Origin of the sequence: Paenibacillus oryzisoli, from assembly GCF_050467285.1 — a bacterium.
Lineage (GTDB): Bacteria > Bacillota > Bacilli > Paenibacillales > NBRC-103111 > Paenibacillus_E > Paenibacillus_E oryzisoli_A.
The window spans coordinates 21,315-38,266 of record NZ_JBCMUN010000031.1; the positions used below are offsets into that span (position 1 = coordinate 21,315).

16 protein-coding genes and 1 pseudogene are annotated in these 16,952 nt (G+C 47.2%); 11 read left to right on the plus strand and 6 right to left on the minus strand.

What is annotated here, in order from left to right; genetic code table 11:
- Positions 1 to 11: 11 nt before the first annotated feature.
- The 8 genes from ABE504_RS31555 (at position 12) to ABE504_RS31590 (ending at position 8,595) form a co-directional block, all read left to right on the plus strand.
- Positions 12 to 887: a glutamate ABC transporter substrate-binding protein gene (locus ABE504_RS31555; protein ID WP_430096535.1), complete on the plus strand. Its 876-nt coding sequence runs from the start codon at positions 12 to 14 to the stop codon at positions 885 to 887.
- Positions 888 to 948: 61 nt separating this feature from the next.
- Positions 949 to 1,599, plus strand: a complete 651-nt coding sequence (locus ABE504_RS31560; RefSeq protein ID WP_430096536.1) for an amino acid ABC transporter permease — start codon at positions 949 to 951, stop codon at positions 1,597 to 1,599.
- Positions 1,600 to 1,603: 4 nt separating this feature from the next.
- Complete coding sequence (locus ABE504_RS31565) at positions 1,604 to 2,254, plus strand: amino acid ABC transporter permease (protein WP_430096538.1); 651 nt, start codon at positions 1,604 to 1,606, stop codon at positions 2,252 to 2,254.
- Positions 2,255 to 2,396: 142 nt separating this feature from the next.
- Complete coding sequence (locus ABE504_RS31570; RefSeq protein WP_430096540.1) at positions 2,397 to 3,650, plus strand: sensor histidine kinase; 1,254 nt, start codon at positions 2,397 to 2,399, stop codon at positions 3,648 to 3,650.
- Positions 3,651 to 3,655: 5 nt separating this feature from the next.
- Positions 3,656 to 4,558, plus strand: coding sequence for a response regulator (locus tag ABE504_RS31575; RefSeq protein WP_430096542.1), 903 nt, complete (start codon positions 3,656 to 3,658; stop codon positions 4,556 to 4,558).
- Between the two features lie 342 nt (positions 4,559 to 4,900).
- On the plus strand, positions 4,901 to 6,835 hold the full coding sequence (gene abc-f, locus ABE504_RS31580) for a ribosomal protection-like ABC-F family protein (RefSeq protein ID WP_430096543.1): 1,935 nt from the start codon (positions 4,901 to 4,903) through the stop codon (positions 6,833 to 6,835).
- Between the two features lie 674 nt (positions 6,836 to 7,509).
- Entirely contained in the window at positions 7,510 to 7,968 is a 459-nt protein-coding gene (locus ABE504_RS31585; protein WP_430096545.1) for a hypothetical protein, read from the plus strand.
- Positions 7,969 to 8,022: 54 nt separating this feature from the next.
- A complete protein-coding gene (locus ABE504_RS31590; RefSeq protein ID WP_430096547.1) occupies positions 8,023 to 8,595 on the plus strand; it encodes a hypothetical protein in 573 nt (190 codons plus the stop codon).
- 266 nt (positions 8,596 to 8,861) lie between these two features.
- Here ABE504_RS31590 and ABE504_RS31595 read toward each other — a convergent pair whose 3' ends face one another.
- From ABE504_RS31595 to ABE504_RS31610, 4 genes and pseudogenes are all read right to left on the minus strand, one after another.
- A complete protein-coding gene (locus tag ABE504_RS31595) occupies positions 8,862 to 9,197 on the minus strand; it encodes a hypothetical protein (RefSeq protein ID WP_430096549.1) in 336 nt (111 codons plus the stop codon).
- 35 nt (positions 9,198 to 9,232) lie between these two features.
- A complete protein-coding gene (locus tag ABE504_RS31600; protein ID WP_430096551.1) occupies positions 9,233 to 10,354 on the minus strand; it encodes a hypothetical protein in 1,122 nt (373 codons plus the stop codon).
- Between the two features lie 521 nt (positions 10,355 to 10,875).
- A pseudogene (locus ABE504_RS31605) lies at positions 10,876 to 11,040 on the minus strand (tRNA (N6-threonylcarbamoyladenosine(37)-N6)-methyltransferase TrmO); the annotation flags it as partial.
- Positions 11,041 to 11,160: 120 nt separating this feature from the next.
- Positions 11,161 to 11,910 carry an SDR family oxidoreductase gene (locus tag ABE504_RS31610; RefSeq protein WP_430096553.1) on the minus strand — a complete coding sequence of 250 codons (750 nt, stop codon included), beginning with the start codon at positions 11,908 to 11,910 and terminating at the stop codon, positions 11,161 to 11,163.
- Positions 11,911 to 12,207: 297 nt separating this feature from the next.
- Between ABE504_RS31610 and ABE504_RS31615 the strand changes: the two genes are divergently transcribed.
- From ABE504_RS31615 to ABE504_RS31625, 3 genes are all read left to right on the plus strand, one after another.
- Positions 12,208 to 13,074 carry a hypothetical protein gene (locus ABE504_RS31615; RefSeq protein ID WP_430096554.1) on the plus strand — a complete coding sequence of 289 codons (867 nt, stop codon included), beginning with the start codon at positions 12,208 to 12,210 and terminating at the stop codon, positions 13,072 to 13,074.
- Positions 13,075 to 13,147: 73 nt separating this feature from the next.
- On the plus strand, positions 13,148 to 13,708 hold the full coding sequence (locus ABE504_RS31620; RefSeq protein ID WP_430096556.1) for a helix-turn-helix domain-containing protein: 561 nt from the start codon (positions 13,148 to 13,150) through the stop codon (positions 13,706 to 13,708).
- A gap of 195 nt (positions 13,709 to 13,903) precedes the next feature.
- Positions 13,904 to 15,136, plus strand: a complete 1,233-nt coding sequence (locus ABE504_RS31625) for a CynX/NimT family MFS transporter (RefSeq protein ID WP_430096558.1) — start codon at positions 13,904 to 13,906, stop codon at positions 15,134 to 15,136.
- A 41-nt stretch (positions 15,137 to 15,177) separates the two neighbouring features.
- Here ABE504_RS31625 and ABE504_RS31630 read toward each other — a convergent pair whose 3' ends face one another.
- Positions 15,178 to 16,245, minus strand: coding sequence for a sensor histidine kinase (locus ABE504_RS31630; protein ID WP_430096560.1), 1,068 nt, complete (start codon positions 16,243 to 16,245; stop codon positions 15,178 to 15,180).
- Complete coding sequence (locus ABE504_RS31635; RefSeq protein ID WP_430096562.1) at positions 16,232 to 16,933, minus strand: response regulator transcription factor; 702 nt, start codon at positions 16,931 to 16,933, stop codon at positions 16,232 to 16,234. The genes ABE504_RS31630 and ABE504_RS31635 overlap by 14 nt, the downstream gene beginning before the upstream one ends.
- Between the last annotated feature and the right edge of the window lie 19 nt (positions 16,934 to 16,952).

Consider the following 16,952-nt stretch of genomic DNA (forward strand, 5'->3'; position numbering starts at 1 on the left):
GATGAAATATTATGATAGCAAAAAAGTGGAATTTTATCGTGATGTTAACAGCCATATTCGCATTGGCAGGGTGTGCGTCGACATCAACAACGGGAGGCGCAGCCAGTGCGCCAGCAAGCTCGCCGGCAGCAAGCGCGAGCGCGCCAAGCACGGCCAAGCCTGCAGGCGGGGCATCGGTACTCGATGAGATCAAGAGCAGAGGCAAGCTGGTCGTTGGCGTCAAATACGACACGAAGCTGTTCGGCTTGAAAAATCCGACAGGCGGAGAAGTCGAAGGTTTCGACGTGGACATCGCCAAAGCGCTTGCGAAGGAAATTCTCGGCGATGAGAAGAAAATCGAGCTGAAGGAAGTAACATCCAAAACGCGTATTCCGATGCTCGACAACAAGGAGATCGACATGATTGTCGCCACGATGACGATTACGGACGAGCGCAAAAAGCAGGTTGAATTCTCCGATGTTTATTTTAAAGCGGGACAGTCCCTGCTAGTGAAGAAAGGCAGCCCGATCAAATCGATTGCCGACATTAAAAAAGGCACCAAAGTACTGGCGGTAAAAGGCGCTACGTCCGTTGGAAACATTAAAGCCAAAGCACCGGAAGCGACGGTACTGGAGTTTGATAACTACCAAGATGCCTTCAGCGCACTCAAAGCAGGACAAGGGGACACGCTGACCACGGATAATGCGATCCTCTATGGCATGGTGGCACAGGATCCGAACTTTGCCGTTGTCGGTGAGCCGTTCACGGATGAGCCTTATGGCATCGCGATGAAAAAAGGCGAAACAGCGCTTCAAACCGTGGTCAACGACAGTCTCAAGAAGCTGCAATCCAACGGCGAATACGACAAGATTTATAAGAAATGGATCGGCGAGGCGCCATCCAAATAACCAAGATCAGATGGGTGGCCGCAAGCTGCCCATCTTCTGTCTATGAGGGGGGCGTGAGCCGATGCCGGATATTTCGATTTTTACCGATCACATGGATATTTTTATGAAAGGCTTTGTAAACACCATCTGGGCTAGTCTCATTGCATTAATCGGCAGTTTTATTCTGGGGACGTTGATTGCCATCTGCCGGATCTCATCCGTAAAGCCCTTGCGATGGCTAGGTACGGCTTACGTGGAGTTCATTCGAAACATTCCGCTCTTGCTCGTGGTTTTTGTCTTCTTTTATGGCTTGCCCTCCCTGGGTGTAACCTTGAGCGGCTTCGTCTGCGGAACCTTGGGCCTGACGGTTTACACGGCAGCTTTCATCGCCGAAGCGATTCGGGCCGGTATCATGTCTGTCCCGCTCGGCCAATCGGAAGCCGCAAGGTCCTCTGGTCTGACCTACGGGCAAGCGATGTGGCATGTCGTCCTTCCGCAAGCGATCAAAATCGTCATACCGCCACTGAGCAACCAATTTATTAACCTAGTTAAGAATTCGTCGGTGCTAGGGGTGTTTGCGGGCCTTGATCTTATGTATTTCGGCGACATGATAGCGAGCGAGACGTACGCCACATTTGATACGTATATTTTCATCGCTGTGCTTTATTTGCTCTTAACACTGCCGCTAAGCTACGGTGCCTTGTATCTAGAACGTAAGCTGGCGAGGGGGTGAATGAATGGATATTTTGCATGCTTTCTCTGTGGAGAATATGAGATTTATTCTCGAAGGGTTTTACATGACGCTAAAAGTTGCCTTGATTGCCATCATTCTCAGCTTTATTGTAGGCTGCGTTGTGGGAACGGTCCGTTATACGAAAATACCCATCGTTTCACCTGTTTTAGGCGTAGTTGTAGAGTTGCTTCGTAACTTGCCTTTACTTTTGATCATATTTTTCGCTCGGTTTGCCCTGCCGGATATCGGTATTAAGCTAGGTCCGATGAATGCGACGATTGTGGCGCTAACGCTTTTTGAAGGGGCGATGATCGCGGAAATTGTGCGAAGCGGGCTCAACTCCATCGACAAAGGGCAGATCGAAGCCGCTCGTTCGTCTGGACTCGGCTATGTCCAGACGCTTTGGCATATCGTGATTCCACAGGGGCTTCGCCGTATGGTTCCTCCGCTCGTCAGCCAGTTTATCTCCCTGCTCAAAGATACATCTCTTGCCATTGTTATTTCCTTGCCTGAACTGATGCATCATGCGAAAATAGTAATTGGACAAAGTTATAGCTATACCATACCAATTCTGTTTGTCGTGGCTGTGCTTTATTTTGCTGTCAATTATGCCTTATCGTTGGCGGCGCGAAGATTTGAAGCGAGAATGGTGTAGAGAATTTGAGCAGGAAGAAGAAGCGAGCTTACATTCATGGTGCTGGGTTCCATCAACTACGAGATCGGGATTCCGATGGGCAGATATGGGATCTCATCTAGGGGGTGATCGGCTGGGACGCTTGAAAAATGAAGGGCTACAAATGATTCTGATCGCCATTGTGACGGCGATTGCCGGCGAGTTCAAAATAACGCCCTTCAGCGGCGAAGTGTTTCGGATCGGTCTAGGGAGCAGCACCTTTCTTCTGTGCTTGCTTTTGCTCAAACATTTGCCTTCTATCTATACAGGCCTTATTACCGGCATTACCGTTTTGCTGTTTCGCTCCATAGAGGCGGGGATTATGACACACGGAGCTGCATCGCTTGGCTGGAGCATGCAGACCCACTTGCCAGCGATGCTGTACTATATGGCTTTTGCGGTAGGGATGAGCTTGATAAAGCAGAATATGGTGAAATTCCATCCCCTCGTGCTTGGCTTATTTCTGTCGCTCATTGATCTCATGTCCAATGAGATTGAGCTGCTGGCGCGCAGCGTCATTTTCGATGCACCCTACAAGTTTTCGCAGCAGTTAGTCTACATTTCGGTGATTGCCCTCGTAAGAAGCTATTTTGTGGTTGGCATCTACAGCAGCGTGACCATCCATCAGATGAGAGTCCTTCACAGTGAGCAGCAGAAGCGGATGGAGCAGATGTTAAATACGAACAGCGGACTGTATGGCGAGGTGTTCTACCTGCGTAAGTCCATGGAAACGATTGAGCAGCTGACGGCCAAAAGCCACAATTTATACGAAAAAGTGAACGGCACGGGGCTGAAAAGTTATGCCCGCACGATTTTGGAAATCACGCAACAGATCCATGAGGTGAAAAAAGACTCGCAGCGCATCCTTGCCGGCTTATTAAAGCTGTTTGACCGGGAATTCGCCTCGAATATGAGGCTGGCGGAAATTATAGAGTTCGCGATAAAATCCAATCAGGGATACAGCGGGATGATCGGCAAACGGATTCAATTCACCACCGATCTGCGCATTAACTATGATTCCGATCACTATCTTCCTTTGCTGACGGTCATGAATAATCTGTTGTCCAACAGTGTGGAAGCGATCGAGGATCAGGGGACGATTCACGTAAGTGCATACGAACGCGGCGCAGAAACGATTCTGACGGTCTCGGATACGGGGACGGGGATTGCTCATCTGGAAAAGGATATGATTTTCGAGCCGGGCTTCACAACGAAATTTAATCAGGAAGGTTTTGCTGCAACCGGCATCGGGCTTTCTCACGTACGGGATATTGTTCATTCCTTAGGCGGGGATATTCATTTGCGTTCTGATGAGCCTGGCGCTCAGACAACTTTTGTGATCATCGTATTGACCGATACGTTGAAAAAAGGAGCGTAGAGATCATGCTGTCTTTCGGAATTGTGGACGATGATGCGGTAAGCAGATTGATGCTGCACAAAATTATTGAAAAAGGCGGGTTAGGCGAAGTCGTAGGCACGGCAGGCAGCGGGAGCGAAGGCGAAAGAGTGCTGCTCGAAACGTCGCCTGATGTCGTTGTCATTGATCTGCTGATGCCGGATCAGGATGGCATTGAGACGATTATTCGGCTCAAGGAGCAAGGTTTTCAAGGCAAATACGTCATGATATCGCAGATAGAAAATAAAGAGATGATCGGCAAGGCTTACCAAGCCGGCGTCGAATACTATATTCAAAAGCCGATTAACAAAATCGAAGTGGAAGCGGTGCTTTCCAAGGTCAACGAACAGTGGAAGATCAGCCGTTCCCTGAAGGAGATTCAGGACTCTTTGACGAAGCTGAGCCTAATGAACCTCAGTCCGGAGAGCCCTCGTAAAAAGCGCAGCGTGCGCGAGATCGTCCAACCCATTCTCATGGACATGGGCATTGTCGGGGAGAGCGGGAGTCGGGATGTGACGGACATTATCGAGCATCTGACGAAGCATCATCGAGGTGACGGGATCCCGCCACTGAAGGAGCTGTACGAGACGGCGGCTCGCAGCCACAAACTGGAAGAAGCTGATGTGGAAAAGGAAGGGAAAGCCGTCGAGCAGCGTATTCGTCGTGCAGTTATGGTTGCCTTAGCCCATATAGCCAGCATCGGTTTGACGGATTACAGCAATCCGAAATTTGAGCATTATGCGCCGCTCTATTTTGAATTTCAGGATGTTCGGTTGAAAATGAAAGAGATCGATGAGAATTTGAAATCGGAGAAAAGTAAAATTAACATCAAAAAGTTTCTGCAAGTGCTTTATCTGGAAGTGACGGACAAGATGCGAAGCGAGCATTAGGCCCGGATGACGGGTGTTTTGCGGTTGCGAATTGACCGATGGTTATGATATGATTTTGTACATAGTGAAGAAAAGGAGGTGAAGGTAGGATGAATCGAGAGTTTGTGAACAACCGTGTGAGCCAGTTACCTATCGCGATGGCTGGCATCGTTCATGCATTTGCGTGCAACGGGAGAAGTCTGTCCAAATTTGTTCATACGGTATCACAACTCACGAAAAGACACCTACCTTAACCTCAATCGGATGATCCGCTGAAGGTCGTAGGAATTTTCCTGCGGCCTTTTTTGCTGCGTTCAAGATGTTCAGGAGGGGGTCTTTCATAACCAAGGAGGATCCTTCACGATGTTACTGATAAATGGTCAACATATAAAGAAATACCACGGTGCCCAGCTGGTGCTGGCGGACGTTACGTTTGAGATTCACGAAGGCGAACGAATCGGATTGGTCGGACGAAATGGAAGCGGGAAATCGACCTTGCTGCGCCTCGTTTCCAAAATGGAAAAGCCGGACGAGGGGCTGCTAACGGTGCGCAAAGATACGCGAATCGGCTACTTAGCCCAGATTCCGACGGAATGGGAGAGCGGCACGGTGTATGATGTGCTCGCGGCTAGTTTTGCGGGGCTGCTGGAGTGCCGCGCCGCGATGACGGAGCTTGAGCAGCGCATGTCGGACCCGTTGGCTATCAACGGGCTTGATCAGCTGCTTGGGCGGTATGCGCAGCTGCAGGAGCGTTTTGAGCGGGAAGGCGGCTACGAGCTGGATGCCAGAATTGACCAGGTGGCAACCGGACTCCGCATTGCCCGCGAAGTGTATGAACGAAGCTTCGCCTCGCTGTCCGGAGGGGAGAAGACCAAGATTGCGCTTGCTTCCCAATTGATCGGCAAGCCGGATGTGCTGCTGCTCGATGAGCCAACGAATCATCTCGATTTATTTGGCGTTGAATGGCTGGAAGAATACTTGACCCATTATGAGGGCGCGTGTTTCATTGTCTCTCATGACCGCTACTTTTTGGATCGGGTCGTCACCAAAATTGTCGAGTTGGAAGACGGGGAGTCTTCGTCGTATCTGACATCCTATACGGGGTACATGAAGGAGAAAGAAGTCCGGCTGCTGCAGCAATTCGCGGATTATCAGGAGCAGCAGAAGGTCATCAAGAAAATGAAAGAGACGATCAAACAGCTCATGGAGTGGGGGCGTATCGGAGGGAACGATAAGTTTTTCCGCAGAGCGGCATCGATGCAGAAAGCATTGGACCGGATGGAGAAGCTGAAGCGTCCTGTCCTCGATCCGAAGGCCGCTGAATTCGGGCTGAAGGTGGATGATCGCTCGGGCAAGCGGGTCATTGTGTTTGATGACGTAAGCAAGCAGTATGGGGACAAAGTGCTGCTGCGGAAGGCAAGCGGCTTGCTCGAGTATGGCGAGAAAGTGATGCTTCTGGGGCATAACGGTTCAGGGAAAACGACGCTGTTGAAAATGCTTTTGGGCGAGGTACAGCCGGATGGCGGCGAGCTGGACATAGGCGCGCGCGTGGACATCGGTTACTTGGCGCAGCAGGAGTACCCTGAGGACCAGAAGAAAACGGTGCTGGCTTATTTTTGTGAGGAAGCGAAGCTGGAAGAAGGGGAAGCGAGAAGCCGGCTAGCGGCTTATCTGTTCTATGGCGCAGATGTTTTCAAACCGGTTAGCTCCCTCTCAGGCGGAGAATGGACGCGACTGCGGCTGGCGCTGCTCGTGCTGCGTAAGCCGAATCTGCTTATTTTAGATGAGCCGACGAATCATATGGACATCGTCTCAAGGGAGGCGCTAGAGGAAGCGCTTGAGGAGTTTCCGGGCACGGTGCTTGCAGTGACGCACGACCGTTACTTCATAAATCGGCTGTCTCAGAAAATCTGGGAGCTGGATCAAGGGCGCATCACTGTTTATTTGGGCAGCTTTGATGACTACAAAGCGACAAGCGCACAGCTGCGCGCGGCACATGCGCGCAAGGGGGATGCCGCTCCACCTGCGAAGTCCGCCAGAGCAGGGTCACAGGCAGCGGCGGCCAAGGCGGAGCCGCGTGCGGCCTCTGTTCCGCGCGGAAAGTCACGCAGCACGGCTGCGTTCGCGCGCGAGCGGCTGGAGCGGGACATCGCGGAAGCGGAGGCGCGGCTCGGCGGGTTCGATCAGGCGCTGGCGAATCCGGTGCCTGAGGAGCTGAGCCGCCTATGGGCAGAGCGCGAAGCGGCCCAGGGGGATCTGGATCGGCTGTATGCGAAGTGGATACAGTTGGAGGATTAAGAGGAGGGAGCTTGCGGGCCAACCAGTCCAGTCTCTAAACGTAACTTAATGACATTGGCCTTTAGGCTCTCTTTTTCGTATCAAGAAGCAACCGTCCTTACATACGATCGGAATACTTGCATGCTTACGTTTGACCGAAACCATTCGGGCAAAGGTCCCGGGGCATTCGTCAGGTTTTTGTGGATGTACTGGTTGGGGAACTCCATCTTCGTTTGTTTCTTGATCGTTCTTCCGTGGAAGTCTTAGGCTTGAGGGGACAAAAGTCGGGATTTTATTGAGAGGTATTAAGAAATATATACCCGGTAAATATTATATTACAATTTTGCTAGAAGTTTTTAAGAACTACAGGTCATTAAAGAAGATATTGATGAATGAAGAAGGGGTTTCATAACTTTTCTTAGTATTTTAGATTATGTCGTTTGAAGTGCGGTTTCTAACTTTAATAACAAGATGATTTTTAGTGGTTCCACACTTTCTTTTTTTCGTCTTTATAACGTGCCGCGGCAAACCCAGTAAAATCAACAAAACTGGTTCCAGACTTTTATATCACCTAACATTTTTTGTTAAATGAAAATAAAGTATTAGACTGGTGTAGGCGTTAAGCTAACGGGCAGGATAACGTGGAAATATCTTGAAATAATAATTAGCACTCAATCATTTATGAGGTGTCCATTATGGCGATTGGTGATTATCAATTTATTCTGTTTCCAATAGGGAACGTTCCAAATATCTCGGAAGAGGGTATAGAGTTTGTTGGAGAAAATAAATTCAATTTTTATCAAGCTGTAGATATACTCCGAAAGTCGGTTCATATCCAGAATGACTCAACATTGAAGTCATGGAATACTTTTGATGATGAATGCTATTTTCTTTATTTTGATGGGAAATACAAGGTTGAAATTGAGCTTAATACAGGAAATTTTACAGAAGAAGCTGAAGACATTTCAATAAGAACTAATATTTATCGAGACGAGGGAAGCGTAACTGAAGCACTACGAATTTGCCAAGTTTTATGCGGCGCTTTAAACATAAAATGCTGGAACATGAAACTTAGAGAGATAATTGATTTGCAAAATGGCTCTAGTGTTACTAATACAATAAATCATTATAGTCTGCTAAGAAATAAGAGTTAGTTTAAATGCAAGCTAATGATAAGCAAGCAATCATTTGATGGAGGTATTAACCATATGATTTTAAATCGAAACGAACTTAGAGTAGGCGCACTCGATTTAAAAGTCATTCATCTACACCAACAAGAAATTGGGATAATTGTGACAGAAGAAATGGGGCGGTTTTTACTTATTGACGCTAAAGATTCGCCTGAGATGTTTTTACTATCGGCCCTGCTTAAGCACTGTCTTGATACTGATGATGTGCTTTATATTCAAAGGAAAAGACCCGAGAATGCTGACCTATTTATCTTCAATGGTGCTGTCACTCCCTTAGATAGAAAGCTTATCAAGCAAATAAAATTGGCTCTTAAGAGCTCTAAAGTGAAAGAGAAAATGGACGTCAATACTGAAGATAACGAGGATGAGGGGTTTTGGGGTAAATGGGAAAGCTGGAAATATGAAAAACAGTTAAGAATTGATGCTGATAAAGACCTAGTATTATTAAACACCTCAAGATTAGGACTTGAATTAATGACACATTCATGTGCACATTTGGCATCGTCGTTTGTTGGACATTCGCATTTCGATTGGTGCTCTACTTCAAACTCACCTGAACTGATTATTCGGAATATTGCTCGAAATGATTAAGCTATCGGAGAACGTTAATACAATACGAACAGCGAGGCAGCCGGCCCTAAAGATCGGCTGCTTTTTCGTTGAACTAAAGGGCAGTAGCGCGTGGAAAATAAGCCAATTAAAGTCACTTTAGTGGCCATGTAAATCGCGTTTTTTTTATAATATGTGATCAATAAAAAAGCGGCAGTCTAGGACTATTTTCACGTCCATGGCTACCGCTGACCTAATCATAAGAGCAGTCTAAAACTTTATTTTACCACAACGCAGTACTTGTTTAACTAGTTATACAGATAACGCTTAGATAACTCTTGAAATGCATTCCGGTGGAATTCTTTCTTTTCAAGCATCAATTTCCGAGCCATTTGCTTATACATTTGCTTATACTGAGGGTTCGGTGAGCTGCCCGCCGCCTGTTCCAAAGCAATTGCCATCATGGTTAGCTCCTGACCATCGAAAGTGTCTATCACATTTTTGTTTATTATTTTTTTCGCCAGCTCGCGGTTCATTCTGGACTGAAACCGACTTTCCGTCTTCTTTGACCATTGTACCAAAGCATTCACAATAATCAGTTTGTCGTTTAACGTTAACTTGATCTTGGCTTTTGTGCATATCATTCTTAATTACACTCCTTTGTTCTCGATTGGCTGAATCAGTAATCGAGAGCAGGAGCGACAGGAGGACGGAGCGGCGGAGCATGAGACCAACTTAAATAATGTCGGATCCGGCAATGCCATAACATTCGGCTACACGGTATCATAGGATCGGATTTATCAATCAGAACCGCTTTGAAATCACTTCCTGCATACAAAGATTTGGCATTGCCATTTTTGGCACTAGCAGGCAAAGGCAACAGCGAGCCTAGATTCGATGCAGGTGGAGGCATTGTAGGTTCTGATAACGGTATGGTCGGGAACGGTTCTCTTTCCGGAAATTGACTTGTGTTTGCAGATATAAATTTATTTGACGAATTCACGATTGCCGTTTGGTGACCTTTTTCCTTGGATAAAAGCGGCGTAGGCTTCGGTATAGATTGAATTGCTGTGGTATAGGAACCTCCCGCAGTTTCTAAACGGCTCGCAACAGGCAATAAAGGGGTGGATGAAGGTATTATTCCCAAAGAACTATCTTTCGGAGTCGGTGATTTATCCGAAGAATCATTCCCAGCGGGCGAACTATCCAAGTACAACACTGACTGCACACCAACATCTTCCGCGAACGGCTTCTGCGAATTGGTTACTGTTTCTGCGACTGGTTGCACAACTGCATTCGTTAGCTCTTCTACCACATCAGTGATCGGCTTCAGCGTATCAGTCAACGTCTGTGCGACCGGCTGCACAACTTTATCCGTCAGCTCCCCAGTCGCATCCGTGACCGGCTTCAGCGTATCAGTCAACGTCTGTGCGACCGGCTGCACAACTTTATCCGTCAGCTCCCCAGTCGCATCCGTGACCGGTTTCAGCGTATCAGTCAACGACTTTGTGACCGGCTGCACAACTTTATCCGTCAGCTCCCCAGTCGCATCCGTGACCGGTTTCAGCGTGTCAGTCACCGTTTCTGCGACCGGTTGCACAACTTTATCTGTCAGCTCCCCAGCCGCATCCGTGATTGGATTCAACGTATCGGTTACCGTCTCTGCGACCGGTTGCACAACTTTATCTGTCAGCTCCCCAGCCGCATCCGTGATTGGATTCAACGTATCGGTTACCGTTTCTGCGACCGGTTGCACAACTTTATCCGTCAGCTCCCCAGCTGTATCCGTGATTGGATTCAAGGTATCAGTTACCGTTTCTGCTATCGGTTGAATGATTATATTCAATGACTCGATGCAACAAGCCAAGGTTTCCTTAGCATGAGCTGAATGGATTCCCGCCAAGAAAGGAAATGTAAGCAAAATTAATGTAATGACGAGGCATTTCAAGAACTTTCACCTCACTTTACAGTTAACCCTAACCTCATATGGAAACATTCGCCATTTAATTACAAATATCCTGTGAAATCTATTTAAATTGAGCCTTTCGATCTAGAAGTAGCACTTTTGTGCTATCAGTAAATATAGTGCAAGAGAGGATGAAGCTAATCCAATCAAAGAGTGTTTGAGGATTATAAAAGATTCGATGGAAAGTTAATATTGGAGTAATTGTGGGATTTGATTAAAGTTATTCATATCAAGATAAACGATGGGTAAAACTAAGTGGGAACGATAACTCAATAATAAAAGGAAGTCGACGACTTTATTTTCTAAGCTAATATTGATATTTGACCATAAGAAAAACCGCCCTTGTGAAAATTGTCAAAGTAAAAGATGACTTCCACATGTGAAAAATCTTCGATGCCCACAAGACTTTGCTCCGTATATCCATCTGCAAGCTCAATAGTGGATATCACTTCACCCCAATAATCATCTTCTGTTGTTTCTCTACTGTTTCTAACAAAAGCAATTGGTTCCACGTTAATCATAATGTCTACCTCCTAATTTCTCCAATAAAGCCGCCACAGTCTAAGACTTTATTTTTCAAGTCATAAGCTGCGGCGGCCCTAACTTTAGGGTGAGTCTAATATATCCCCCAGATATTGCAATCAGGAGCGAGCGAGCCAATCCGTCAAACGGGTCGGTGCAATACGCGTGCTGCTGTCGTCCGCAGGAACGAGCGACCTATCGTCCACTTGACCGCCGAAGTACCCTGCCTCGTTATCCGTGACGACCTCACGATTATCCCCAGCCGCCTTCAAGGATAGACGGACGAACTCGTCCATCCCGAACTTCTCGGGTCCGGCCAGGTCGACAATGCCGTTCACGGGTTCCGCTAGCGCGTAGTCAGCCAAAGCCTCGCTCACATCCGCGGCCGCTATCGGCTGCATGGCGGAGGACGGCAAACGGACGGTTTGACCTTCCGTCGCCGTATAGGCGATGGTGCCGGCAAATTCGAAGAACTGCGTCGCCCTGACGATCGTGTAAGGAATCGAGGACGCTTGGATCAGCTTCTCCTGGGCGACCTTGGCGTTAAAATAAGCGTTTCCGGGCGGGCGGTCCGTACCAACGATCGACAGGGCAATATAGTGCTGCACGCCCGCGTTCGCCGCCTCGGCCAGCAGATTCTTGGTCGACGTTTCGAAGAACGTCAATACCGCCTGCTCTTCGAACGAAGGCGAGTTGGTGACGTCGACGACGACTTGCGCGCTGGCTAGCGCCACACTCAGGCCTTCGCCTGTTACCGAATTGACGCCCAGGGACGGGGAAGCCGCCACCGCTTCATGACCTAAATTGTTCAGGTTCTGTACAAGCCCTTTACCGATAAGTCCGCTACCGCCGATCACTACAATTTTCATAAATTTCCTCCTGGATTTTAGCCCGTTTCTGCTGGGCGATTAGGTTTAAATGAAGCCTCTTGTTTTGCCCGACATACATATAACGACCGAGCCAACCGTTCTGTGACACGTACAATGGCTCAAAGGTCTGTTGTTCAACCTCAGTTGACGGGAGCGGTCTCCAACGCCGAGGACGTAGGGCAGGACGTATTTTTGAAAGCATATCATTTGCCGCCGAAGAATGATGGTGCTCAGAATAACTCGACAATAATTGGTTAATGATACTGGTATATTTTTCATCCAAAAGGAAAAAACGTTATGAACTTATTCTGGTCACACACCCTCTGGTATCTAATATTAGGTGTAGCAACCTTAACTCAACTCATATATACGCTGTATCATTCAACGGATCGCTTAAGAACATTCGCTTTCTATTTATCACTAGTGGGGCTTCCGCTGTATTTTGAAACATTTATCTTAATTTTTTTGGATGCGTATGCATACTTCCCGAAAATCATACGAAATCCAAACCTTGACCCCTATAATGATGTATTAGCGGGGAATTTGTTCTCGCAGTTTGGAGTGGCATCATCAGCGCTGCTGTTGGCTGTTCGTCGAAAACCTTTTTACTGGAACGTGATTGTCTCCTTTATTTACGCTATGGTAGAAGTACTCTTTGAATTTTTGGGTATATATCGTCACCATTGGTGGAAAACATGGATGACGTTCATAGCATTGTTCCTTTTTTTCGCCATTTCCAAATGGATGTATTCTCATTTAACTCGGGGTGTCGGATCAATATACTTTTATGGCTATTTGATCTTGGGCATGTTTCCAATCTGTACTATACTGTTTTTTTGGGGTGTACTCGATTTATTTGGGTATATGCGATTTACGACAACTTTGTTCCCTGACCACCCTAGAATAAGTCGTTATGGTCTATATCTAACCTTTACTTTGGTAAACTATATACTTGTTATATGGGGATATTTCCAAAAACATTGGATTTGGAAAATAATAACCTTAGTTTCGGTTGGTACTTTGATTTATTTGGGGTATAGAGGTCATCTTTTACTCTTCTGGGAAGGTGCTTTTGTGCCAATTGGAATTATAATCATCTTTTGGATGTATTTTTCAGTATGGATCTTAGACACATTATATCGGGGACGACAACAAGAATTGTAAATACAACTAGAATGGAAAAGAAGCTAGATAAATAATATACTAGCAATAACTGTTTTTTGTTGAGGTGAATCTAATGGATGAAATCAATGATTCAAAAGAAATTGTATTACAAATCGGTGTTGCCTTGAAAAAGTACAGAAAAGAAAAAAACATGAGCTTAGACGACTTATCGGAACTAACGGGCGTAAGCAAACTTACGCTGGGAAATATTGAACGTGGCGAGACAAATCCAACGTTGGCGATGATATGGAAAATTTCAAAAGGTATATCTTTACCGCTATTGGCTTTGTTCAAATCAGAGGATTCTGCTAGTTTGTATCGAGCAGGTGAAGGACTGCGGTTTTCTAATGATCAAAAAAATTGGATCATTGAACCAGTCTTTAAAAGTAACAATATTGAAATGTGTCGGGCTTACTTACAGCCAAATAGCTCGTATCAGCCTGAAGGTCATCATGTCAATACATCTGAAATCGCGACAGTCATGACGGGTTCTGTTGAAATTCAAGTCAACGGAGAGATTTACACATTGAATCAATATGATACGATCAGTTTTCGTGCAGATTGTCCTCATTCTTATACCAATCATACGGATAGCGAAACAGTGCTCCATATATCCTTAAAGTACGGTTTCTAAAGTTGAAAATCCCACTTATTACATACAACGCTGAATTCCATGACGGGAATTTCAGAGTTGTATTTTTGTTTTTAGATAAATAATAATATACTATAAAATACTTATTGATTAAAACGGTATATTATAATATACTTTCGTTATTCGCGCGGATGTATCATTTTTTTCAATCAGCAGGAAGCAAAGGAGAAATTAAGAATGCCGAACAAACAAAAAAGTAAAGCCGTACCATCCTCTACAGGGCTGATCATTCTCGGCATTATTTTTATTGCAGCTAATTTACGCACGCCCTTAACGTCAGTCGGTCCTTTAGTGAGTCTCATAAGAGATGACGTTCATATTTCGAATACATTAGCAGGCTTGCTTACAACGGTACCTTTGCTTACCTTTGCTTTTTTATCGCCTCTAGTACCAAAATTAGGACAAAGGTATGGGGTTGAACGTATCATAATGATCGCCTTACTCTTTCTAACGGTAGGTATTGTAATACGTTCTTTATCTGGCGCAGTGAATCTGTTTATTGGGACAGCCATTCTTGGATTCGCAATTGCCGTATGTAATGTATTATTGCCAAGTATAATCAAGAGGGATTTTCCAAATAAAATTGGCTCCATCACAGGTGTTTATTCCATATCAATGAGTTTAAGTGGAGCAATCGCCTCGGGTATCAGTGTGCCGCTAGCCGTGAATGCAGGTCTAAAATGGCAGGGAGCATTGGGAATATGGGGAATTCTAAGCTTTGTAGCGATTCTCTGTTGGTTGCCCCAATTAAGAAATCAAACGAAGCATATAGCCACGACGAGTCAAAAGATGGCCAGCAACGATGTGAATGTTTGGAGATCGCCACTTGCTTGGCAAGTAACCATGTTTATGGGGATACAGTCCATGGTTTTCTATGTATTGATCGCATGGTTGCCTGAAATGTTAAAGCAGCAAGGAATTGACGCCAATCAATCCGGATGGTACCTCTCGATCATGCAGCTTGCTATGCTTCCATTTGCCTTTATAGTCCCCGTTATTGCTGGGCGCATGTCTAGCCAACGGATGCTAGTGGCCATTACAACCATTTTGCTGTTGACGGGAACGATCGGACTTCTTTATGGAAGCTCTAGCATCATTCTGCTGTGGATCATCATGCTGGGCATTGGTGGAGGCTTCGCCTTTAGTTTGTCCATGATGTTTTTCGGGCTACGTGCTAAAAATGCGCATCAAGCAGCAGAACTGTCTGGCATGGCGCAATCGATCGGATATCTTCTTGCCGCAGTCGGTCCTGCTCTTATCGGATATCTGCATGATGCGACAAATAGTTGGAACCTGCCGCTTTTCATTCTGCTTGGCGCTGCAGTCCTGCTCTTTTTTGTCGGTATAGGCGCAGCAAGAAACCGTTTTGTAGGTAGCCGAAATAGTCACGGGGTGCCACGGAAAGGATGATAACTAGCCCGGGGGAAATAGGATCGCAGAAGACGGCAGCACTATAACGGTATCCAGCCCGATAGGACCGCGCCGCCGTCCGAATGATTGCTTGCCGCAAGATCGCCTCCATGTTGACGGATGATCCGTTGGGAGATGGTCAGGCCGAGCCCGGCGCCTCCCGTCGCGCGGCTTCTCGATTGTTCTCCTCGATAGAGGGGCTCGAAAATCCGGGTAAGCTCCTCCGGTGTAAACCCGGGACCTGAATCTTGGATGGTGAACGTCACACGGTCTTTCTCCCTTAGGCACTCTAAGACAACTCGACTCTGAGCAGGCGTGTGCCGCACGGCATTGTCCAAGACATTGCATATCGCGCGCTCCAGCAAATGAGCATCAGCTTTTATTAAGCATTCGCCCGATTCAAATTGGAATCCGGCATGAATTGTAATCTGTTTCTGCTGCGCTTGGGGCTCCAGGCTCGCAATCGATTTTTGCACAATGTCATAGAAGTTGCAGTTGTCCTTGCTCAGCCCGTTCTCCCGATACTCCATTTTTGTAAATGTAAAAAGGTCCTCAACCAGCCGGTCCAACTGGGCCGACTTTTCTTTGCATACGGCGACATATTTCGAAACTTGGTCCGGCGTGCGCGCAATGCCTTGCTCAAGCCCGTCCAAATACCCCCGCAGCGCAAATAAGGGGGTGCGCAGATCATGCGCGACGGCCGCGATGACGAACCGCCGCTCCTCCTCCAGCGCCGCTTGCTTCTGACTCGAGCTCTGGAGTCCGTTCACCATGAACGCGAACCCGTCCCGAACCTCGGCGATTTCCCGGACAGCGGATGGGGGGAGTTGGATGTCCCAGTCCCCGCCGGCTATTCGCCGGGCTGCAGCGCCAAGCTGTTCGAGGGGGTCAAGCAGATACCGGCGGATGCGAAGGCCAATGATCAATAAAGCGAGCAGCAGGCCTGCAAAGGCGGCGATATGCGTAACGATATAAGAGCCGGGCTGCCCGCCGCCAATATCCAGCGACCCCGTCGCAAGCCAAAAGGTTGTCACGAAAAAAAGCCAAGGCAGCAGCAGAAGCAGCGCCAAACTCAGAAAAAAAGACGTTCGTATGTTAAGTCTCTTCATAGTAAGCACCCTCGAATCGATAGCCAACGCCCCATACGTTGGTCAAATATTTCGGCTCATCTGGATCCTGCTCGACTTTCTCGCGAAGACGACTTAGATGCACACGAATCGTATGCCGGTCACCAATGCCGTCCCAGAACTTCGCGAGCAGTTGATCATAGGTGAACACCTGTCTCGGATGCTCCGCGAACAACTTAAGCAGGTCGTACTCCTTTGGCGTAAGGGAGATATCTTGACCATCGATGAGCACTTCCCGTGTGGTTAAATCAAGCTTGATACGGCCATAGTCGAGCACGCGGGAACGGCTATCTTGCTGCGAGGCGGTACGTCGAAGGACCGCCTTCACGCGGGCGATGATCTCGCCGGGCGATGCGGTTTTGACGATATAGTCGTCCCCGCCGAGCGTTAGTCCGCGGATTTTATCCACATCGTCGCTGCGCGCACTGAGGAACAGGATCGGAACGCCGCTCTCCGTCCGCACTTGCCGGCAGAATTCAAATCCATTCTGTCCCGGCATCATGATATCCAGGATGATGCAATGCACGGCATGTTGTTGAAACAGGGTCCATGCCTGGGCAGTATCGTTCGCGGTTACAACCCTAAAGTTGTCATTCTCCAAAAAGTCTCTTAATAGCTCAACGATGCTTTGGTCATCATCCACAACGAGAATCGTATTGAAATCGCTCATGTGCATATCCCACCTCTTG